The organism is Photorhabdus akhurstii (assembly GCF_018448925.1).
GTDB lineage: Bacteria > Pseudomonadota > Gammaproteobacteria > Enterobacterales > Enterobacteriaceae > Photorhabdus > Photorhabdus akhurstii.
The window spans coordinates 1-20130 of record NZ_RCWE01000027.1 but is presented as its reverse complement, the minus strand read 5'-3'; the positions used below and the strand labels follow the sequence as shown (position 1 = coordinate 20130).

The 20130-nt window shown below is 39.4% G+C and carries 22 protein-coding genes; 3 read left to right on the top strand and 19 right to left on the bottom strand.

Annotation, left to right across the window (positions count from 1 at the left end):
• Positions 1 to 97: 97 nt before the first annotated feature.
• The 11 genes from EAE93_RS20060 to EAE93_RS20010 all read right to left on the bottom strand — a co-directional run bounded on the left by EAE93_RS20060 (position 98) and on the right by EAE93_RS20010 (position 9155).
• Positions 98 to 658 (bottom strand): fimbrial protein, encoded by a 561-nt coding sequence (locus tag EAE93_RS20060; protein ID WP_052105762.1) that lies wholly within the window; start codon positions 656 to 658, stop codon positions 98 to 100.
• A 473-nt stretch (positions 659 to 1131) separates the two neighbouring features.
• Positions 1132 to 1437, bottom strand: coding sequence for a helix-turn-helix domain-containing protein (locus EAE93_RS20055; RefSeq protein WP_040148814.1), 306 nt, complete (start codon positions 1435 to 1437; stop codon positions 1132 to 1134).
• Between the two features lie 29 nt (positions 1438 to 1466).
• Complete coding sequence (locus tag EAE93_RS20050) at positions 1467 to 2282, bottom strand: MrpH family fimbial adhesin (protein ID WP_040148815.1); 816 nt, start codon at positions 2280 to 2282, stop codon at positions 1467 to 1469.
• A 26-nt stretch (positions 2283 to 2308) separates the two neighbouring features.
• On the bottom strand, positions 2309 to 2854 hold the full coding sequence (locus EAE93_RS20045) for a fimbrial protein (RefSeq protein ID WP_040148816.1): 546 nt from the start codon (positions 2852 to 2854) through the stop codon (positions 2309 to 2311).
• An 11-nt stretch (positions 2855 to 2865) separates the two neighbouring features.
• Complete coding sequence (locus tag EAE93_RS20040) at positions 2866 to 3357, bottom strand: fimbrial protein (protein ID WP_040148817.1); 492 nt, start codon at positions 3355 to 3357, stop codon at positions 2866 to 2868.
• 14 nt (positions 3358 to 3371) lie between these two features.
• Positions 3372 to 3953 (bottom strand): fimbrial protein, encoded by a 582-nt coding sequence (locus EAE93_RS20035; protein ID WP_214040411.1) that lies wholly within the window; start codon positions 3951 to 3953, stop codon positions 3372 to 3374.
• Positions 3946 to 4539: a fimbrial protein gene (locus EAE93_RS20030; RefSeq protein ID WP_214040410.1), complete on the bottom strand. Its 594-nt coding sequence runs from the start codon at positions 4537 to 4539 to the stop codon at positions 3946 to 3948. Before EAE93_RS20030 ends, EAE93_RS20035 begins: the two co-directional genes overlap by 8 nt.
• A gap of 24 nt (positions 4540 to 4563) precedes the next feature.
• A complete protein-coding gene (locus tag EAE93_RS20025) occupies positions 4564 to 5313 on the bottom strand; it encodes a fimbria/pilus periplasmic chaperone (RefSeq protein WP_040148821.1) in 750 nt (249 codons plus the stop codon).
• Positions 5314 to 5408: 95 nt separating this feature from the next.
• Complete coding sequence (locus EAE93_RS20020; protein ID WP_214040409.1) at positions 5409 to 7964, bottom strand: outer membrane usher protein; 2556 nt, start codon at positions 7962 to 7964, stop codon at positions 5409 to 5411.
• Positions 7965 to 7983: 19 nt separating this feature from the next.
• Positions 7984 to 8532 (bottom strand): fimbrial protein, encoded by a 549-nt coding sequence (locus EAE93_RS20015; RefSeq protein ID WP_214040408.1) that lies wholly within the window; start codon positions 8530 to 8532, stop codon positions 7984 to 7986.
• Between the two features lie 83 nt (positions 8533 to 8615).
• On the bottom strand, positions 8616 to 9155 hold the full coding sequence (locus EAE93_RS20010) for a fimbrial protein (protein ID WP_036782747.1): 540 nt from the start codon (positions 9153 to 9155) through the stop codon (positions 8616 to 8618).
• A gap of 684 nt (positions 9156 to 9839) precedes the next feature.
• On the opposite strand from EAE93_RS20010, the gene EAE93_RS20005 reads away from it, so the two are divergent.
• On the top strand, positions 9840 to 10412 hold the full coding sequence (locus EAE93_RS20005; protein WP_036808378.1) for a tyrosine-type DNA invertase: 573 nt from the start codon (positions 9840 to 9842) through the stop codon (positions 10410 to 10412).
• A gap of 398 nt (positions 10413 to 10810) precedes the next feature.
• Here the strand turns inward: EAE93_RS20005 and EAE93_RS20000 are convergent, their stop codons facing one another.
• The 8 genes from EAE93_RS20000 to EAE93_RS19965 all read right to left on the bottom strand — a co-directional run bounded on the left by EAE93_RS20000 (position 10811) and on the right by EAE93_RS19965 (position 17868).
• Complete coding sequence (locus EAE93_RS20000) at positions 10811 to 11407, bottom strand: AidA/PixA family protein (protein WP_052105764.1); 597 nt, start codon at positions 11405 to 11407, stop codon at positions 10811 to 10813.
• A 39-nt stretch (positions 11408 to 11446) separates the two neighbouring features.
• The gene (locus EAE93_RS19995) at positions 11447 to 12028 is read right to left on the bottom strand and encodes an AidA/PixA family protein (protein ID WP_036808379.1); all 582 of its coding nucleotides are present in this window, start codon (positions 12026 to 12028) and stop codon (positions 11447 to 11449) included.
• Positions 12029 to 12665: 637 nt separating this feature from the next.
• Positions 12666 to 13262: an AidA/PixA family protein gene (locus EAE93_RS19990; RefSeq protein ID WP_036808380.1), complete on the bottom strand. Its 597-nt coding sequence runs from the start codon at positions 13260 to 13262 to the stop codon at positions 12666 to 12668.
• Between the two features lie 39 nt (positions 13263 to 13301).
• The gene (locus EAE93_RS19985; protein ID WP_036808382.1) at positions 13302 to 13883 is read right to left on the bottom strand and encodes an AidA/PixA family protein; all 582 of its coding nucleotides are present in this window, start codon (positions 13881 to 13883) and stop codon (positions 13302 to 13304) included.
• A gap of 182 nt (positions 13884 to 14065) precedes the next feature.
• The gene (gene tnpA, locus EAE93_RS19980; RefSeq protein WP_214040357.1) at positions 14066 to 14494 is read right to left on the bottom strand and encodes an IS200/IS605 family transposase; all 429 of its coding nucleotides are present in this window, start codon (positions 14492 to 14494) and stop codon (positions 14066 to 14068) included.
• Positions 14495 to 14771: 277 nt separating this feature from the next.
• The gene (locus EAE93_RS19975) at positions 14772 to 15380 is read right to left on the bottom strand and encodes an AidA/PixA family protein (RefSeq protein WP_036808384.1); all 609 of its coding nucleotides are present in this window, start codon (positions 15378 to 15380) and stop codon (positions 14772 to 14774) included.
• Between the two features lie 36 nt (positions 15381 to 15416).
• A complete protein-coding gene (locus EAE93_RS19970) occupies positions 15417 to 15938 on the bottom strand; it encodes an AidA/PixA family protein (protein ID WP_036808387.1) in 522 nt (173 codons plus the stop codon).
• A 358-nt stretch (positions 15939 to 16296) separates the two neighbouring features.
• Positions 16297 to 17868, bottom strand: a complete 1572-nt coding sequence (locus EAE93_RS19965) for a phosphoethanolamine transferase (RefSeq protein WP_214040407.1) — start codon at positions 17866 to 17868, stop codon at positions 16297 to 16299.
• Between the two features lie 681 nt (positions 17869 to 18549).
• Between EAE93_RS19965 and EAE93_RS19960 the strand changes: the two genes are divergently transcribed.
• Positions 18550 to 19164, top strand: coding sequence for a plasmid pRiA4b ORF-3 family protein (locus EAE93_RS19960; RefSeq protein ID WP_036808390.1), 615 nt, complete (start codon positions 18550 to 18552; stop codon positions 19162 to 19164).
• Between the two features lie 826 nt (positions 19165 to 19990).
• Positions 19991 to 20130, top strand: a 140-nt coding sequence (locus tag EAE93_RS19955; protein WP_214040430.1) for a type VI secretion system baseplate subunit TssF, incomplete at its 3' end; no start/stop codon positions are given.

The following is a 20130-nucleotide window of genomic DNA, read 5'->3' as shown; positions in this document are numbered from 1 at the left end:
TCACCTGAAAATGTCTGGTTTGGTATTGCGTAAGTAAGAATTGGACCTCCCTGTCCAATTCCACGGCTATGTGTTTCTAACGCCTGTCGGCGTTGAATTAGTCATACGCTACTTTTACGGTCAGGTTCCCTTTGGACTCTGCTGCTTTTACCGCCGCCACACCAAGCTTAGCCAGCCCTATTTTAAGCGTGATGGCATTATCACCGGCTACTGCGGGACTGTATGAGGCATCTTTTAGGTTAACTGGCGCACCTGGCGGGATGAGCTTATCATTTATCGTCAGGCCAACCGCATGGTCGGTAATTGCAGCATTACCCGTGGAGTTAAGAAGTTGAAAGTAATTGCCTCCTGGTCCTGCTGCGGTGCCGCCAACCGTCAATTTAACGCTTTTCGCAGAACTCCACAGAGGGCATTTTTCCGTTTTAATCGTGACGAATTTTTGCGTGTTAGTTAAAATTGCGCCATCTCCCTTCCCTGTAAAATCAGATACCAAAGCGCCAAGACTAACAGGCTCTATTGCTGCAAACTTACAAGTCTCCGCGGTCACTGAAGAGTTCACCGTCAGGGTACCGGCACTCACTTCCTCCGCCATCGCCTGCGACATCCCCCCCAGACACAGCGCCGCTATCGCACAGGTCTTCAAAATTTGTTTTTTCATTTCATCGATTCCTTTTATTTGTTCGATACATTTTGCCTAAAACAACATCACGACAAGTTAAACAATCAGATAGCTAACGCGCTGCGTTTTACTTGTCATTTGAGTTATTTTGTTTGCTGATTAACTTCTGAATTTTGGTTAAACCGTCGATAACATATCTATTTTTGAGCGGGAAATATTGAGTAGCAGTTTGTTCTCTTTTTGAGACAACGAGTTATTAGCCCCCGACATATTCAACATTAATTCCTGAACGTTATGGTGTCGTGAGTATTTGTTCCTTAATTAAATTACTATCTGAACTTTAATAACTTCGTCAAAAGGGGGAGATAAATAAGAATGGACTTTTTAATTTGTGGTAATAACGTTGTGGTAATAACACGGCTAACGAATAAATCATAAAAGTGACCGTTCCGTCGGTCACAAAACTCAGTCATCAACTGGTTTATAGATCCCCCGATTGGCATCGAGATCAGTTAACATCCAAATTTACCCAATGTAGCCTCCGCAATAGGGATATATTGGTCTGTTAATTTATTGATGCTGTTATTGGCTACAGGATAACTACAATCAAGGAAAAACCAGTTTATCGGCGTCTCCAATATTGAAGCGATCCGCACCAGATGGGATAAATTAATTCGGTTTATCCCTCTCTCATAACGTGAGAGTTGTTGCTGACTAATACCTATTCTTTCCGCCAATTTGGCGGCGGTCATACCCAACTCTTTCCTTCTTTTTTGAATACGCTTCCCTACTAATAGATGATCTTGTTTCATTTTCATCCCAGCCCTTAAATTAAAAAAACACCTTTTTATGGCATCGCCAAAATTATTGCCCCTGATCCTGAGAAAGGTCCTGCCTCTACTCTGCCATTTTTCTGTAAAATTGATTTCACTGTAACGGGTACATTTCCGCCAGCCGGTACAAATACAGCAACACCGTCTTCACCGTTTTTCTCATTTAATAGCAATTTAGCTTTCAAGCTACCATCGCTTCTTAACGGTACGAATCCCCGATCTGGCCCCGTCGCTGTCACGATAATCTCGATGTCTACATTGCAGGTCACATTAATATTTTCCGCTCTGGTTGCGCCTTCCAGTTTTGCCTCATCAATACTACCGTAATTAAGTTCAACGGAGCCTTCACTGACCTGACAAAATCCTATCGGCGGCGGCGCAACGCCACATAAAGATCCAGGTAATAATCTTCCATGAAAACCATTTTGATCAGTTTCATAAAATAGCCCGACACATTCCTGATGCGATCGAATCGCAGGACCAAAATGTTTTGCAACTCCGGTGATCGGAAAACTGGTATATTTCAATATCTCCGCTTGCACTTGTTTCATGGTCTTAAATCTTTCCACGCGAGTATTAAATATCCTATAGGGCTGCCCTGAATAACCATCAACAAAATGGCGATGGTTAACCGATATCCAACACGCAGAATAACCATAACAAGGATTTGGCGTAAAATCGTTTTCTGGGTCCCAACGTTCAATGACAAAAGTATAATAGGCATTTGTCGGAATCCCCTCGGATTTAGTGATATATGAAAATATCGATGCAACCGCATTTGATGAAAACAGCGATAAAAGTACCAGGCAAACAGAGAATAACTTTTTCATTTAGTTACCTAATAAAACCGTGCAAGTTAGTCATAATTCAGATTAAATGTCGCAATCGCATGAAATGCGCCTCGCTTAATCGTCTGGTTAGCTAGCGCAGCAGGTTCTGCCTGCACATATGCTTGCAGTACAATCAAGTTTTCCCTCTTTTTTAACGGATACTCTTCCCCCTCTTTATTCAACAACAGCCGTTTGCCTTCTGCCGTTTCTATACCGATGGCAATTCCAGAGGCTTGACTCCCTGCACTTAACGCTAATAAGCCCGGCAATTGCGTATTTTCTATGCCGCTGAATGTCAATTTAATCGATTTACCCACACTCATATCGCAACCAGATAACCTGAGTAGAAAAGGTTCGCTATGGGTCCTACCATGCAGATATAAATATTTTTCAGAAATTGTTGCAAAATCGAGCTGGATATCTTCATCACCCGGTTTAATCGTGCAAGGTTCTTTAACCAATACACCGTGAAAACGCATATTATCCGCAGCCTGTACCACTTGATGACCATAAACCGTGGCAGCAATAACCATAAAACCAACACGCAACACGAATAATTTTAAATATTTCATTAAGTTTCCTTTCACTGGTATTCCGCCAGCAATGTCGCCGTCACTTCAAATGCCCCTTCCGGCAACGTACTTCCTGGTTTTTTCACCGGCACCGCTTGTATCACCGGCTGTTTCTGTGATGCCACCGGAATACGCTCATTAAGGGTGAACGCTTTACCATCCAACGTCAGACGAATGCCTAAATCAGTAATATTGGTTTGCAACGCGGCAGCATCAAATGAGGTTGGCGGGCCAATCACCGTTAATCCTAAACTCCAACCTGAGAGATTAGGCGCACATACCAACTGGTAATTCACGGGCTTGGTATAATTCACCCCGTCCACCTGATGGATGCCAACATTGCGACCAAAATAGACATCAATCATATTGCCGTCATTAATCACGCAAGAGGGCGCTTCAAGCAGTGTGCCGTGAAACCACATATTATCTGCCGCCTGTCCCGGCATCACACTGATTAACCCCAGGCACGCACCCCAGAAAACACGATAGATCAGAGGGTTCATTGCATGTCTCCCGTTCACTGGTATTCAACCATCATGGTTGCACCCGCGCCAAAGTCGCCGCCTTTCAATACCGCAGCCATATCTTTTACCGGCACCGCATGTAACTCAGGAAAATTAGGATAGCTAAATTTCATCCAGTCATTGACGGGCAATTTTCGCCCGTTATGAATAACAGCGATGCCTAGCCCAGCGTGATTGGTTTGTAACACCGTTCGATCAAAACTGGCAGCGTTACCCGATATCATCATTTTCATCGCATTAGCCGGCATTTTTTCACATCTCACGGTGTATTTAACGGGTTGCATATAATTAACCCCATCAATGCGGGTAATCATCACGTCGCCAAAATCTACATCAATAGTATTGCCGTTATTAATCACACAAGGTGGAGGAGCGATAACCACGCCGTAAATATTGACCGGTGTTTTACCCGCAAAATTACTGACAGGTCTTGCGGCTAAATTTGTCAGTAAATCAGCCTGAGCATTTACACTCAACAAACAGCTAAACAGTAATACGCTCCATTTTTTCTGCCTGCGATACTGCCTTTCTATTCGCAGAGAACACTGAAAAAGAGAACACAGAGAATTAGTCATAATTCACCCTGAAATCCACTACCGCGCGATATTGCCCAATCCCTAGCGCTCTCGGCGTCCGCACCGGCGTCACGTAATATTCCAAGCTGTCCTGCCCCGACGCCGTAAAACGGGGGCGTCCCCGCTCTCCCAACCGGATATCATTATTCGCGGTATCTGTTATCTGTAACCCCAACCCGGTGATACCCGTCACCCGCACCAAATGTGGATAATCGCGATCCGCCGGCGCCGCAAAACTAACCGTTACCACCGGCTGTAACTGATCCCACGTCAGATTGCCGGTCCGACTGTCATTGACTGCCCCTTTAGTTCTTAGACAGTCACGAAACTTCAATGTGAACGGTATCGGTGTTCCTTTATCACCTGGCTGGCGTAAGTCACTGTTTGGCGTGTTCCCCAGATTCACCTCCTGCCATGCAGAGGTCATGTCCAGTCGACAGGCCGCCTCAGTCAGCCCACCAAACACATGCAGTTCACCGTACAGCCCATCTATATCTGCTGCCCGCGTCTCCCTCGCCTGACTCTCCGTCATCGGTATCAGCCAGATCGCCAGTGCCAGTACGCAACTTATCCGCTTGATGTTCATTGTCGCCCCTCCCGACTTTACCCATCACGACGAATGTTTAGTCACCTGACAATGGTTCCCCGCACAATTAAAAGTTAATTGCGGTCGGCCGCCATAATCATTGACATACGTTAGTACCGGCGCACTCCCTAACTCCCCGGTACTGCCACTCAGCACCGCACTACTTTTAGGCGCTATCATAAACGGTTTAAATCCCGCCGCCGTCTCGCCCTTAAGCTGGCTTGATGCATCCACCACGGTGATGTAATACGGTGTCGGATTGTTCACCTGATATCGGTCTCCCTGACGCGTCAAAGTCATCTTCTCTTGCCACGGATTATCCAAATCGGTACGGCTGGCAAAAATGGCTTTCGGACGATAGAACAGCTTGATCCGAGTTTGTAACGCAATCTGCAAGGTATTCGGCTTCTTACTGCGCGGCGGAATTTCACGCAAATTAAAATAGAACAAGCTTTCCCGATCTTGTGGTAACTGTGCGATGGTTGGCAGTGACTGTATTTTCACCTGGCTCTTAGCGCCCGGCTCCACCCGCTGTACCGGCGGCGTCACCACTAACGGACCATTGATTTTGTTACCCTGTTCATCTTCTATCCATCCCTGCGCCAGATACGGCAACTCTTTGTTCTGGTTGCTGATATCCATACTGGTGGATTTGTCCTCACCGTTAAACACAACGCGGGTACGATCCAGCGCAATAGCCGCCATTGACTCACTGATCACTGACAGACTTAAGATAGCTATCGTGATTACATTGATTGTATTGTTCAATTTCATGCTCTCAATTACTCATGCTTAGAATAATCATTACAGATCACCGCGATACACTTCGGTGACAGCAATAAGGTTTTCACGCTGCCAGTCAATTAAAATCATGGCTGTTTATTACCGTCGGCCAGTTGGCAAGGCAGTAATAACGAAGCCATCTCTTCCACTTTTGGTAATTGATGTGGCAGCTCAATCACACACTGCAATTCTCCATCCCAACGCACATTCAGTTTCTCTCCGGGATTTATCCCGCTCAGGTAGGTGTTCCCACCATCACTGACGATACCGATCTCCCGTTGGTCCTTATTCAGTACCGTTGCCCCAAACGGCGGCACGCTACCATCCGGCAAGCGGATCAGCGCCATCGCTTTTTCACCGGATATCACCTGGAATTTACGATAACCAATCGCCCCTTCCGTCAGTGTTGCCTGTTGTACCGACCGTACTGCCTCCACATTGTCCGGCAGTTTGTTTAAATCAATACTCGCACTGTTGCGGTAATAGTTGTTCACATCAGAGATCACCGCTTTACCGAACATATTGGTATGGGTAATCGCGCCGAAACCTTTCACAGGTACGCCGCCGACACCATCGGTATCCACCATCAAACGGGTGGTCCCCGGCATATTAATGCGATGCAGCGCCGCGCCTTTCGGCGTCACGGTCATGCCCCCCTGGATAGAAAGCGCTGCCGTGGTATAACGTCCATCCTGATAACTCGCACTGGTCGTCAGTTGAGCACGATCGCCGTAATGGGTTAAATAACCGTTAGCCGCGGCCTTGCCATCAATACTGGTACCAACCGCTAAACGATAGTTACTGTTTTCATTAATTCGATCGTAATAACCTACCGTGTGGGAGTTACCTTCCCGATTGGCCATTGCGTTATAACTGATAGTTCCTGAATTACCCCACGGCAGGGATAACGTCATATACATCCCGTCGTCATTTTTACCTTCATATTTATTACGGTAAGCAGACAGATTCAGGTTAATGTTCTTATAACTGCCAATATCAAAATAGCGTGATATTGATACGTTATAACGATCGTTATTCGAACGATTCCAGTAAGTCTGGTGGCTGTAATTCAGGTAGATACTGGCACCAATATGCGTGAACTGCTTGTTCAACATAATGGTGTAAAGTTCTTTATTGCTCTCTGCATCACCATCGTGGTAACGACGATCCAGATACTGGCTCATGCTCATAAAGTCACGTTCCGAGAAACGATAACCGGCAAAAGTCACCTGGCTGTCATACTCCTCAAAACGCTTGGAATAACTGAGACGATAAGAGCCGCCAGTCAACGTTTGATCCTCAGCCGGTAAATGGGCGCGGGATTCAGTGACATCAAAGGAGAGCGCTCCGAAGGTCATCAGATCACGACCAACCCCCAACGACAACGCATTATAATCCCCGGCTCCCAGTATCCCGCCGTACAATGACCAACCGTTGTTTACTCCCCAGGAAAATTCGCCGATACCAAAGCCCGATCCTTCACTGTGATGCTTCCAGTTGGTTGGCTTCCCCGCCGCCAGTTTGTACTGCACCCGGCCCGGACGGGTTAAATAAGGAATATTCGCGGTATCGATCTGAAATTCTTGTAAACCGCCATCCTGCTCCTCTACCCGAACATCCAGTTTGCCGCTCACTGCGTCATTAATGTCCTGAATACGGAATGGCCCTGGCGCAACCTGGGTCTCATACAATACCCGTCCCTGCTGACGAATAGTCACTCTGGCATTGGTTTTCGCCACTCCTGTCACTTCCGGCGCATAGCCTCGCAGGTTCGGAGGCAACATATTGTCATCCGTCACCAGACTCACCCCAGTAAAACGGAAGCTGTCAAAGATATTTGAATTGAGGTAATCCTCGCCCAAGGTTAATTTGGCATTCCAACGTGGTATGGCCCGGTATAAGTAATAACGGCTCCAATCCCAGTTTTTCTCAGTGCTCCCTCCCCGCCCCGTGGTGTGGTTATACTGTGATTGCCAGTCTGCCCGCAGACGCCACGCGCCCAAATTTATCCCGGTCGTACCATTGGCGCTGACATTCTGATTTTCATTTCCCTTCGTCGGCTTAGAGACCTGAGCATTGACGTTATAATCAAACATCATCCCGAAAATCCCTTCATCCCAACGTGACGGCGGGTCCCAGTCTGGCGAGCTATATTCGAGATAGGCTTGAGGCATACTCAGGTATAACGTGTCACTGCTCAGATCACCGCGCACCGTCATGCCCGGCAGCGCTTTAGTCTCCAGGCACTGGTTATTGTTCCACCAGGTAATCTTTGATTCCCATTCCGCCCGCAACCCTAACTGTTTCACCAATTCAGGCGGCAAACACGCCACACTTCCTTGAGGATCATCCGGCGGCGCCATAAAAGTGACCGGCATTTCCGGCAATTCGCTCTTGTTCAGACGTATCGCCATCTGATAATCCCCCGGCATGATATAACCCGCACGGGAAAACTCTTTTAAATTAATCCGAGAACGATCCTGAACATCCAACACGTCCGTATTAAATTCAATTTCCTCTTCCGCATACACAGCGTGAGTACCTATTAAAGCAAGCAATACCGAAATAATAAGAGGTTTCAGGACACACCGAACCGAGACCACTTTGTCATATTCAGTGGTCGAACCCAAAAATAAAGCCATAGCATTCCCAGATCGATGATTAGTAATAATCCAGCCTGAACCGAACAGAGGTTCGATACTGCCCTGCTTGCAATAACTGGTGATTACCCACCAATCGCATCGCGTAATTAAGCGTCATCCGCCCTGCCTGTAAGTCTCCCACCGGTAGTGGAGTTCCCGGGTACGCTTGATTGCCGTACATGTCGGTAATTTGTAACGCTACTCCTTGAGCCACACCCAATAAGCGGAAATTGTTCCCATCCGGTACGCCGTCAAACGTTACCTGAAAGTGGCGCCAATCAGGTTTACCCAAAGTGGCGGAAGTCAGAACACAGTTAATCAAACGGATGGAAAAGGGGCGTGCTGGTCCCTGTCCATCATGTATCATCCGGCTTACCGGGATCGTGGCTAACTCAATCGTCTGGTCACGGCTACCTGCGTCAATCGCACAGGCCGTATCAATGATGGTGCCTTGCATGCTAACGCGACCATATCCTTGTGTTCCTCGTGGAGCTGCCGTTTCAGCTTCAATAACACAGGAAAACATTAACAGGCAGGGCACTACAACAACGGCAGCATATCGACTCATAACGTCTCTCCAGCTAAACTTATTCAAAACTTTTAATTAGGAAACGCCCGCCTCCCTGTCAGCGTTTCCATGCATGAAAAGACTTATTGATAAGTCAGCTGGAAGTTGGCAATGCCGGTGAAATTACCCGGAACAACGGCATCAGGTGAAGTATCCCCCTGAAGATAGGCAGCAAAATGCAGATCATTATTACCATCATGCAGAGCTACAGCCGGTGAGGGAGTCCCTAGTTTGATTTTGTTACCGCCCGCATCAGTGATCGCAATACCCGCACCTTTAGCAACGCCTTCGATACCTAGCAAACCATCACCGCCGGTAATGCTAGATTTAGCGCCGACAAACGTCGTAGTGACTGTACTTATCGTTTCAGTCGTACAGTTATCTAAAGAAATTTTGAATGGCGTGGAAGAAGAACGGCCACCGTTTTGCAAAGATGCGCTAGAAATAGAACCCATTGGAACTACCTGATCAACCGTTTCCGGGGTGATAGAACAAGGTGCATCAGTAATAGACCCGGTAAAAGTCACCGTTCCGTGACCTTGGCTAGGATTCGCTGCATTTACAGAACCCGCAGCCAAAGCTACTCCTAACCCCAGGGCCATAACCAATTTATTCAATATCATGTGAATTAATTCCTTGAATTTAAGGATAAAATACCCAATACCATAAAAAAAATAACCGTGCAGGATTCCAGCTCCATGCACCCAATATTCAGTGCAAAACAGTTTAAAAATCTCGGATTAATATTTTCTAAACCAAACAAAATGCACCAAACTGTTTTTTTCAGTCAAAAACACTAAGAGGACATAATATTTCGGAGTTAACACTCGAAAAAAGATATTAATTCGAACTTATAATCTAATTAATCGATTAATATTTGATTGAATTCAGATGAACCTACTAATTTTTTACAATAAATTAATGGCAGCGTGTAAAAAATAGTAAAAAACAATGAAAAAAAACCAGCTATTATAAATAGTTAAACATTGGCAATTTGGCATTACACAAAATTTGACTTAATCAGTCGTTTTATAGGAACATATTTACAGTTTGGTGCATTCTGTTTAGTTTCTTTTTATTGTTAAATAATTTCCATATATATAATTACAAAGCTTACAAGCTGATATTTTCTATTAAAAAATGGCTATCTATAACTATCTAAAAACGATAATTATAGATTTTGGTCAAAATAATTAGAGTTACCAGCTAATAATTTTATAAAAGTTCTATTAATTGATATATTCCGGTAGATTAATATTATTTTTCTACCTATAACTATCCGCCCCAATTGCACAGGAATTATTTTCATGAAGAAACGTAAGTTTTTGACCAGATATGAAATTAATGCGATTTTAGAAAAAGCACGTCAGGGACGTCACGCCGAGCGAGATTATTGCATGTTATTGATGTGCTTTATTCATGGTTTTAGAGTGAGCGAACTCTGTAATCTAACATTATCCGATCTTGATCTTAGCTCAGAAATTATTCATGTCAGGCGATTAAAAGGGGGATTATCAACCACACACCCGTTAATACCAGAAGAAATTAAAGCGCTAAATCAATGGTTTAATATTAGAAAGAGTTGGCGAGAATCAGATACAGAATGGGTCTTTTTATCACAAAAATCAGGAGCTATTTCACGCCAGCAAGTTTATGGTTTATTAAAACGTTATGGCAAGCAAGCATTAGTTAATATTTCACCTCATCCACACATGTTAAGACATGCTTGTGGTTATGCTCTCGCTGATTTAGGAAGAGATACACGCCTTATTCAAGATTATCTCGGTCATCGAAATATATCCCATACCGTTATTTACACCGCAAGCAATGTAAAACGATTCTTCAAGATATGGGAGGTTCCTGCAAAAGGACTCGATTAATTTCAATATCTCTTTTTATGTAAGATATGTAGTATGAGAAACTATTTCTCTTTGAAACAAAAAAATCATCTAATTATCCAATGGTAAAAGTCCTCGTCCATCTCTTGATGAGGATTTTTTATACAACAAACCCATTATCCACATCATAAGACACCACTTATTATTTCTTATAATTACGTTTGAAATAGTTTTTTTTGGAAATTAACCAATAAAACAATTAAATAAAAACATCTATTTAAGGATAATTTTAATAATAATTTCCATTATTGCATGAATGGATATTTTCGCCGGAATGAAGAAAATAAAATCACTGGAAATTATACTCTGTTTTCCAGTGATAGCCTGTTGACTTTTAATATTTCATGGTTAATTTATTAAATTTTTAGATAATGTTAAATTTAATCAACTATTTGAATATTTGGAGAATGAGCAAGATAGCCAACAAGATTACCAACGTTGTCTTTAACATTCCATCTTTCGAAAATGGATATATACCATGAATATCTTGCTACACCTGGAGTACGTAATTTAGATCCTTGATTGAAAATATTACGCGTTTCCAGTACGACTGGATAGTCTTGGTTAGTCCCTAACGTTGCCTCTTTACTTGGGGCCGCAACTTGAGATACAGCCGAAGTTAGGGTTGGTGGCGAAACTAACGATTTGGCGCCCACCCCTTCCATATGATACAGAAATACCTGATCATCAAATTGGGCTGATAGCGTTGAGGCTCGCCATCTAATTACATCCCCTACCTTACCTTGAATTAAAAGTGTACCTTGAGCATTATTTTTGGGCACATAAATATTATTTTGAGAGGTAATGTAATAAATATATTTATCATCCATTACCGTTGGTTTGCTAGGGTCATGACTAATAGAATTACCGAGATCGTTTGTGATAGCTTTTACATCAATAATAGCAAGAACATCAATCAGTTGTACACCAATAATTGGCCTTACATCATCCAGCTCTGTATGTTCAATATTATTCATAATACTGTTCCTATTCTTATACATTGGTTTTACAAGTATTTAATTATCTAGAACTTTAATGAAAGGATCATGACAGACATATCCAATAAGTTGTCTTTTACGATATATTTTCATATACCAGGTATATTGGCCGTATCCCTCTCTCTGAGCTGTTGATTGATGATAATATCGTGTTATTAGTCCACCATGACTTTCCCCATCTCTTTTATAAACTACACTACTTATATTATTATTATCAGCCTTAGCCAAATAAGGAATAGAAATATCACCATAATCAAGTTGCGGTAATGTTATAAGCGTAACATCACTACCGCCAATTGCTGTTCCTGTCATGTGGCATAAAAGCACTGTATATTCAAATTGTTGCGTCAAAGACATTGGTCTCCATCTAATGTCATCAGCAACATTGACGGTTATCTCCAACTCTCCTTGAGCATTATTTTTAGGAGCATAAAGATTCCCAGTACTTGTTATATAATAAAAGTAATTGTTAGATACCACTTTCGCAGTTTCTAATGTTTGTGATTTACTTAAATCATAATGACTAACGATGGCTTCCGCATCTACACAAATCAGAATATCTACAACTTGATATCCAGAACTCTCTATAGCGTCACTCATTATCTATTCTCCTTCACAATAAAGTGTTAGATTGTTTAACAATCATCTTTTATATTAATAATTAAGATCAAAAAAACCACTAATATAAATCATAGTTTTTAAAATCAAATTACTTGTATTTTTATAATAATTTTTCAAGATATAAATAAGATTCATATTAATATTGGAGCGCAAAATTATTATTTTTAGTATTAAATTACTAATTGTAAACATAAGTAATTCAACATTCTCTCTTGCGTTAAAGTTATACTTTCCTGATATTTAACTATGAAATTATTTTTTCCATAATTAACAATAAAAACACTGAGTGAAAAATAAAATATCGAGTAATTAATTTAACTATAAACCTTTAGTTTAATAATAAAATAAGGAGAAACTTTATATGTTTAGTCAGTAATATGGCAGTGAAACTTTTAATTTCTATATTAAATATCATTCTGCCTATCTTTGGCGTAACGCATATATCAATTCAGCAAACTAAAATATTAAGTTATATCAGTTAATTAAATAATTAGATTACAATTAATCATCGAAAATAAAGTAAAATCACTGGAAATTATACTCTATTTTCCAGTGATAACTTACCAACTTTTAATATTTCATGGTTGATTTATTCAATTTTTAGGTAATGTTGAATTTAATCAACTACTTGAATATTTGGAGAATGAGCAAGATAACCAATAAGATTACCCGTGTTGTCTTTAACATTCCATCTTTCGAAAATGGATATATACCATGAATATTTGGCTATACCTGGAGTACGTAATTTAGATCCTTGATTGAAAATATTACGAGTTTCCAGTACTACCGGATAGTCTTGGTTAGTTCCTAATGTTGCCTCTTTACTTGGGGCCGCAACTTGAGATATCGCTGAAGTCAGGATTGGTGGCGAAACTAGCGATTTGGCGCCTACCCCTTCCATATGATACAGAAATACCTGATCATCAAATTGAGCCGATAGTGTCGAAGCTCGCCATCTAACGATATCACCTACCTTACCTTGAATTAAAAGTGTAGCTTGAGCATTATTTTTGGGAATATAGATATTATTTTGAGAAGTAATGTAATAAATGTATTTATCATCCATTACCGTTGGTTTACTAGGGTCCTGACTAATGGAATTACCAAGATCGTTTGTGATAGCTTTCACATCAACAATGGCAAGAACATCAATCAGTTGTACACCAATAATGGGTCTTACATCATCCAGCTCTGTATATTCAATGTTATTCATAATACTATTCCTATTTTTATATATTGGTTTTATAAGTATTTAATCATCTAGAACTGTAATGAAAGGATCATGACCAATATATCCAATGAGTTGTTTTTTACGATATATTTTCATATACCAGACATACGAACCGCGTCCTGCCCTCTGAGCTGTTGATTGGTGATAATATCTTGTTATTAATCCGCCACTATTTTCTCCATCTCTTTTATATACCACACTATTGATATTATTATTATCATCTTTAGCCAAATAAGGAATAGAAATATCACCATAATCAAGTTGCGGTAATGTTATAAGCGTAACATCACCGCCGTCATCAGCTTGTAATCTCATATGGCATAAAAGTACCGTATATTCAAATTGCTGTGTCAAAGACATTGGCCTCCATCTAATGTCATCAGCAACGTTAATAATTACTTCCAATTCTCCTTTAGCATTATTTTTAGGAGTATAAAGATTTCCATTGCTTGTTACATAATAAAAATATTTGTTATGTACTGATTTCGCTGTCCCTAGTGTTTTTGATTTACTTAAATCATAATTACTGAGAATAGCTTCTACATCCACACAAATAAGAATATCTACAGTTTGATATTTCGAAATCGCTATAGCGTCGCTCATATCTATTCTCCTTCACAATAAAGTGTTAGATTGTTTAACAATCATCTATTATATTAATAATTAAGTTCAAAAAAACCACTGATATAAATCATAGTTTTTAAAACTCAACAACCACCGACTAAAGTCGGTGGGTTAGTGATTAACGGACTGAAAGTCCGGATACGCATCGGCTGAACGATGCGTCAATTGTCCATCCTGAAGTTATCATCCGGGTTTGGTTCAAAATGATGCTCCAGATAAGCCTTTATCATCTCTTCCGTTAACTGACCCGCCGTCGCACAAAAATAGCCTCTGCCCCAAAAATGCTGACCCCAGTAGCGTTTCTTTAGATGCGAAAACTCTTCAAACAACTTACTCGCTGTCCTTCCCTTCAGTCTCCTCATGATTTCTGAGGGAGATAATGTCGGGGGACTACTCACCAGTATGTGAACATGATCTTTGCTCACGACCCCTTTTAATATCCTGATTTCAAATGCTTCACATGTCTGACGAACTAACTCGCGCACCCGTATTGCTACTTCACCTATCAGCACTTTGTGCCTGTATTTCGTTACCCACACAAAATGGTATTCAATCTGAAATACTGTGTGACTACCGTATCTGTAATCCATGTTGCACCTCCCATGCAACACAGTATCTCAGCTAAAGCTGACCGACTAAAGTCGGTGGTTTTAACCTTTCATATGGAAGAATAAAACATCGAATAATTAATCTAATTATAAATTTCTAGTTTAATAATAAAATGATAATAATTTTTATATATTCAGTCAGTAATATAACAGTGAAACGCTTAATTTTTATATTAAATGTAATTCTGCCTATCCTTGGCGTAACGCGTATATTAAAAAATACTAAGTTACATTAGCTAGTTGAATAATTAGATTACAATTAATCCTCAGAAATAACGACACTAGTTAATGGGGTATGATTGCAATAACCAACAAGTTTATTTAAATTATCATAAATAGATATATACCATGCATATTGAACTATACCTGGCTTACGCAGCGTAGATTTTTGATAGTAAATATGTCTTTTTTCATGGATAAAATCGGCTAAAGGAGCTTGTGCCAATTCAATACTATTTTCTTCCGGAAGCGTTAGAGCTTTTTTAAGCTTCGGGACAACAACATTAGTTAATGTATATATAGTCATTGGTTGGGAAATGCAATCATTCGCACCTTTCTTTTCCATATGATATAAAAACACTTTATAATTAAATTGAGCAGATATGCTAGAAGATTGCCACCTAACTATATCACCTACCTTACCTGTAACTTTAAGTGAATTTGTAGAATTTTTTTCGGGAGAATATGCTTGATTTTTAGTGGTAATATAATAGAAGAAATTATCATCAATCTTAGTTGGCTTTTTATAATCCTGGCTCAGACTTAGTTTATTTTTATTCAATTTATTTAAAATAGATTGCACATCAATACAGATTAAAATATCTATACTCTTAGTAAATTCAGCATTATCAATATCAGCAGTGTTCATAATGTCGTCCCCATTATCTTATATTAATTTTGTAATTTATAAAACGTGAACAAAAGAGCTATGAGAAATATACCCAATTAACTCGAGGTTATAATGTATGCTTATTATAAAAGTCAATTTTTCTTTACCTGATTTCTTACCTTTTGATTCCATATAGGATTGTGTTATAGATTCTATGCCATATTTAAACGGTGTACCGGGTAATTGATTATTATCTTGTTCTGGATAAGCGACCTTTGTTGCTTCCTGAGTATATTTTAGCGGAGCTATCGCTTTATAGCTATTTTCTTTAGTTTTTTTGTATAAATTTACTGAGTGTATCAATTGTTGCGTTAAAGATATTACTCTCCATCTGATAGTATCGTCGACACCCATTTTTACTATCAATCCACCCGTAGCATTATCTTTAGGTACATCAGCGTTTTCATTATTAGTAATATAATGAAAATATTTATTATCTACCAGTGTAGGGTTGTCCGGATTTGTTCCTAGTTTATTGTAATCATTAATAATATAATCAACATCCACACAAATAAGAACATCTACAGTTTGATTCATTTTTGCACCCCTTCATTGGATTAAATTGCACTAAGAGCCCTCTATCATTCTAATAATTAACTACTAAACCTGAAATAACTACTGGTATAAATCACAGTTTAGATAAGAAAATTACTTGTATATTTATCAGAAATCTTTTTAGACACCGCCAAATCCTATCGATAATTTATTTTAAAAAAAATAATCCATATCAGATTAATATCATAACGATATTAATTCATAAACAGATTAGTATTCTTTTAAAAGGTAAGACAATATATGTCATCAGCACTTAACTAAGGTGTGAGCGATTGTAAAAGGGATTTCTTCAAAGAAGAAACCCCTTATTTTCATTCAATTTTACTCAATGATTAAATTATCAATTGATATTCTTCGACAAGAATTGTGTATCGGGGAGATCGTCATTTAATTGATCATAATCTTTAACTTCATTTTTAAAGGTAACAATCTTATCTTGCCCACTGCATTGACTATTAGATATCATATTACAATCATCGGGAATATTCTTTTCTCTTATTCCAAGCCATTCAGAAAATAGCGTCAGAAAATGCAATCCGCTTCTTTGTGCTGTTATCTCTTCACGATAAGCGTAATCACCGCCGGTAATAAAAAACGGCACCTGAAAACTCTGTTTATTTTCATCATCATGTGTCAGGTTTTCTTGATCGGTTCCTTTCTCAACAAAAGAAAGCCCATGATCTGCAAAATAAAGCATCGTCCATCTTACATGATGATGATTAGCCTCAGCCGCAATTTCAGAAAGTAACTTATCTGTATTAGATATACTTTTAACATAACAAGAAATTTCTTCCGATTGTAAGAACAGATCATATTTCCCATTCGTTCTGACGCATGCCTGTGGGTGAGATCCCATTAGATGAATAACAATCAGTTTTTTCTTCTTTTCTGGTATTAATGCCTCTTTAACATAAGGCATCAATTTATCATCAGGCAAATAACGCCGGTCATCAGAACTACCGCTTTTCAGGAAATGGACACTATCCGCCTGCTGTCCAATCAACGCCACCGGAGAATCAAAAGCACTCTTCATCCCCTGATTAGATATCCAATAGGTATAAAACCCCGCTTTTTTCGCCAACGTTATGACACTATCATTCAAATTGATCGCATTCTCGCCTTTCAGAGCCAGTGAATTAGTCAAAGATAACTGAGTCGATGCCGCTGATGAGATGTAATTTGTAAATATCTTGCCATTCGCCTTGTCCAGCCACGGCGTATTGTTATAAGGGAAACCATACGCATTCATAAAGTCCTTTCGAACACTTTCACCAATGACCATGATATAGGTTTCATATTTATCCTCTTTTACCACCGGCTGCCAAGAGTCTTTCTGTTTTATTATTTCAGCGAACCTGATCCTTTCTGAATTAACCTCTTTATAGCTCTCAACGACATCACTAAGAAATCTAATTTCGGGTAATCCTGATGCCAATAGATTAAAGTTAGGATCGAAATCAGATTTTATATACCCTTTTACCGGTGACCAAAAAGCTGATAATACAAAAAACAGTGACAGGAATATTATACTTTTTCTCTTTAGCGTTATCCTTACCTTTAAAGATAAAGTCATTAATATAATAGTAGCCGACACCACTAAATAGGTAAAAAGAGGCAACCCACTGATAAACTCGACAGCTTCATTTTTATTAGTATAAATTAAAGACCCTACTGAATTGATATCAGGACAACCATAATTCAACCCTACGGGAGAATAGATTACACTCATTAATCCAATCATGCATACAAAAATATAATATATATATTTATTCAAACTTGACAATAATATCAGTATTGAAAAAGCACTAAATACATATATAAACTTTAGCTGATATCCAAGGCTTAAATGGGCCAATGAAATAAAACCAAATAAACATATCAAAGTGAAATTTTCTTTGATTTTTTTACTCAATAGCATACTCACTCATTTCCTTTAAATCTATACAATAAAACACCAAAAATTCATCACCTTTTCTTATTGGTAGGAGTAACTTTACAATAAGAAAATCTGCGGTTAATCAACTACCATCATGATACAGCTTCAAGCAGCGCCATTCAGATTGCTACACTGAACCATTAAACTAACCGCGTAAAAAAACACCTTACTCATTTATCTGTAACTTTAGTTAAGGATTCCCTGAGCCAGGACAGTTATTAATCTTCAATATTTGATTAACAACATGTAAATAATATGCGTTTTTTTTGTTAATAGCAAAAACTCTGACTATATCGATCCTGATCGCAATTTTAAACTATACTTAATAAGTAACCTATGCACGAAGGCATATATCCGACTGCAATGGTAACTAACTGAAAAATAGTGGAAATATCTATCTTAAACACTGTACATCTTAAAGAAACATTATCCTCGTAATCGATACTCAGTAAAGAGAAAGCTAGTCAGGTCAAGTTATTGGTTATTAAAAGCTATTATGAACATTAGCTGCTGCAATTGATGACATGCCCTAAGCTTTTCATACAACAGCCAAACATGTTGGTATTCCAGTAAATCCAGCCAAGAAAACTCAATAAAATATTGACAATAGATAGCACACACAGAAAGAATCATCTCAAAACCATTAGGAGATTAGCGATGAATGAAAAATTCTATCAATTAAAAATAACACTTATAGATTCAAAACCTGCTATTTGGCGGCAATTTGTCGTTCCAGCCTCTATTTCATTTGACAGGCTGCATGACGTGATACAAATCGTAATGGGATGGCAGGATAGTCATCTACATGAATTCCGTATTGGCAAACTGCGACTAACAGAAACGCCAGAAAGCTCATCTGATGGCAAGGAAGAAGATTTATACCGTCTGTCTGATCTGATTAAACAAAAAGGGCGATCTTTTACCTATCTCTATGATCTTGGCGATGAATGGGAACATGAAATTACCTTAGAAAACAGTCATTATCCTGCCAATAACCTCCCGCTTCCTTTTTATTGTCTGGATGGCGCTCGCGCTTGTCCCTTGGAAGATACCGGCGGGATTGATGGTTATGAAGATTTAATCGCAATACTGAATGATCCTTGCCATGAGGAATATGCAGAAACGCGGCTATGGATAAGTGAACTACTTTATTTGGATGAAGATGAAGATTTCGACTTCGAACAATTTCCCATTAACAATATTAATGCCTTTCTAGCGCTCTATTATCGCTGGTCACGAGATCGTTACCATCTCTTGTGGGATTGGGAATGAATTTAACAATAGGACAAATCTATCATCATTGGGAAAAGTTTCAAATGAGTTACTATGATGAACATGGGTACTTGCTTTGAATTAATTTTTCCCATGAAATTAGATGATACTTAACTCAGTATCGAGTGCAGTTTCTGCGGTGTTTTCAGATTAGCCCTATCAAGCTGCACTGGTATTTAATATCATTATCATCACTCATTTGATATTAAACATAGCAACTATCACGTCAGGCATTACTATTACGGCCATTCCTATCAACCAATAGGAAATATAAACCGCATGCAAAGACGAAGTATGCATATAAGATTCTCGCCTTTCTCACCACTCCTTTCCGGCCTCATTAACAAAGTTATTAAAACAACGACTAAATAGATAATGCCATTAATCATCGTAAGAGATTGTAATAAAGATATTTTTTTAATTAGCGAATTCGAGATGGACTAATATCTCTTTGACTCCATATCGAATTTGTAACACTTTCTTACAAATTTATATTTTTGTAAATTTGAAAAAAATTCTTGCTATCTGATGAATATTTAATTATTACTTAAGTGCCATTATATGGTCTATATTTAAAAATTACCCCCTGTTCCCCTTATCCTTGGGGACTAACTGACTGGGATTGATCTCTCTCTCCCTCTCATTCAACTCGCCATTATTCACGCTATAAGCACTGCTTTTATCTGTGATGATGGGATTTTTACTAGGTTATTTCTCTAACAAAAAATTGATTATTTCAACTCTGGGAAAAATATGCCCCTTGTGAGGCTACAGCAATCGCCTCACAAACATCTTTCCAGATAAAAACCTTATAGGACAGTGTGTTATGAATAAAAAAGAGTCTCTATTCCTACAAGAATTGCAATATATACGGCAATTGGCGCAGGAAGTCGCAAAAAAAAATCCGCATCTGGCAGATTTTTTATCCGAGGGCGCCGGTGATCCAGATATTGAGCGAGTGATGCA

Excerpts from the sequence above, each read along its gene's own strand:
- EAE93_RS20040 (WP_040148817.1), bottom strand. The coding sequence starts at position 3,357 with ATGAACCCTCTGATCTATCGTGTTTTCTGGGGTGCGTGCCTGGGGTTA.
- EAE93_RS20025 (WP_040148821.1), bottom strand. The coding sequence starts at position 5,313 with ATGAAATTGAACAATACAATCAATGTAATCACGATAGCTATCTTAAGT.
- EAE93_RS20030 (WP_214040410.1), bottom strand. The coding sequence starts at position 4,539 with ATGAACATCAAGCGGATAAGTTGCGTACTGGCACTGGCGATCTGGCTG.
- EAE93_RS20055 (WP_040148814.1), bottom strand. The coding sequence starts at position 1,437 with ATGAAAATGAAACAAGATCATCTATTAGTAGGGAAGCGTATTCAAAAA.
- EAE93_RS20015 (WP_214040408.1), bottom strand. The coding sequence starts at position 8,532 with ATGAGTCGATATGCTGCCGTTGTTGTAGTGCCCTGCCTGTTAATGTTT.
- EAE93_RS20050 (WP_040148815.1), bottom strand. The coding sequence starts at position 2,282 with ATGAAAAAGTTATTCTCTGTTTGCCTGGTACTTTTATCGCTGTTTTCA.
- EAE93_RS20010 (WP_036782747.1), bottom strand. The coding sequence starts at position 9,155 with ATGATATTGAATAAATTGGTTATGGCCCTGGGGTTAGGAGTAGCTTTG.
- EAE93_RS20005 (WP_036808378.1), top strand. The coding sequence starts at position 9,840 with ATGAAGAAACGTAAGTTTTTGACCAGATATGAAATTAATGCGATTTTA.
- EAE93_RS19970 (WP_036808387.1), bottom strand. The coding sequence starts at position 15,938 with ATGAATCAAACTGTAGATGTTCTTATTTGTGTGGATGTTGATTATATT.
- EAE93_RS20060 (WP_052105762.1), bottom strand. The coding sequence starts at position 658 with ATGAAAAAACAAATTTTGAAGACCTGTGCGATAGCGGCGCTGTGTCTG.
- EAE93_RS20020 (WP_214040409.1), bottom strand. The coding sequence starts at position 7,964 with ATGGCTTTATTTTTGGGTTCGACCACTGAATATGACAAAGTGGTCTCG.
- EAE93_RS19995 (WP_036808379.1), bottom strand. The coding sequence starts at position 12,028 with ATGAGTGACGCTATAGAGAGTTCTGGATATCAAGTTGTAGATATTCTG.
- EAE93_RS20000 (WP_052105764.1), bottom strand. The coding sequence starts at position 11,407 with ATGAATAATATTGAACATACAGAGCTGGATGATGTAAGGCCAATTATT.
- EAE93_RS19985 (WP_036808382.1), bottom strand. The coding sequence starts at position 13,883 with ATGAGCGACGCTATAGCGATTTCGAAATATCAAACTGTAGATATTCTT.
- EAE93_RS19960 (WP_036808390.1), top strand. The coding sequence starts at position 18,550 with ATGAATGAAAAATTCTATCAATTAAAAATAACACTTATAGATTCAAAA.
- tnpA (WP_214040357.1), bottom strand. The coding sequence starts at position 14,494 with ATGGATTACAGATACGGTAGTCACACAGTATTTCAGATTGAATACCAT.
- EAE93_RS20035 (WP_214040411.1), bottom strand. The coding sequence starts at position 3,953 with ATGACTAATTCTCTGTGTTCTCTTTTTCAGTGTTCTCTGCGAATAGAA.
- EAE93_RS20045 (WP_040148816.1), bottom strand. The coding sequence starts at position 2,854 with ATGAAATATTTAAAATTATTCGTGTTGCGTGTTGGTTTTATGGTTATT.
- EAE93_RS19975 (WP_036808384.1), bottom strand. The coding sequence starts at position 15,380 with ATGAACACTGCTGATATTGATAATGCTGAATTTACTAAGAGTATAGAT.
- EAE93_RS19990 (WP_036808380.1), bottom strand. The coding sequence starts at position 13,262 with ATGAATAACATTGAATATACAGAGCTGGATGATGTAAGACCCATTATT.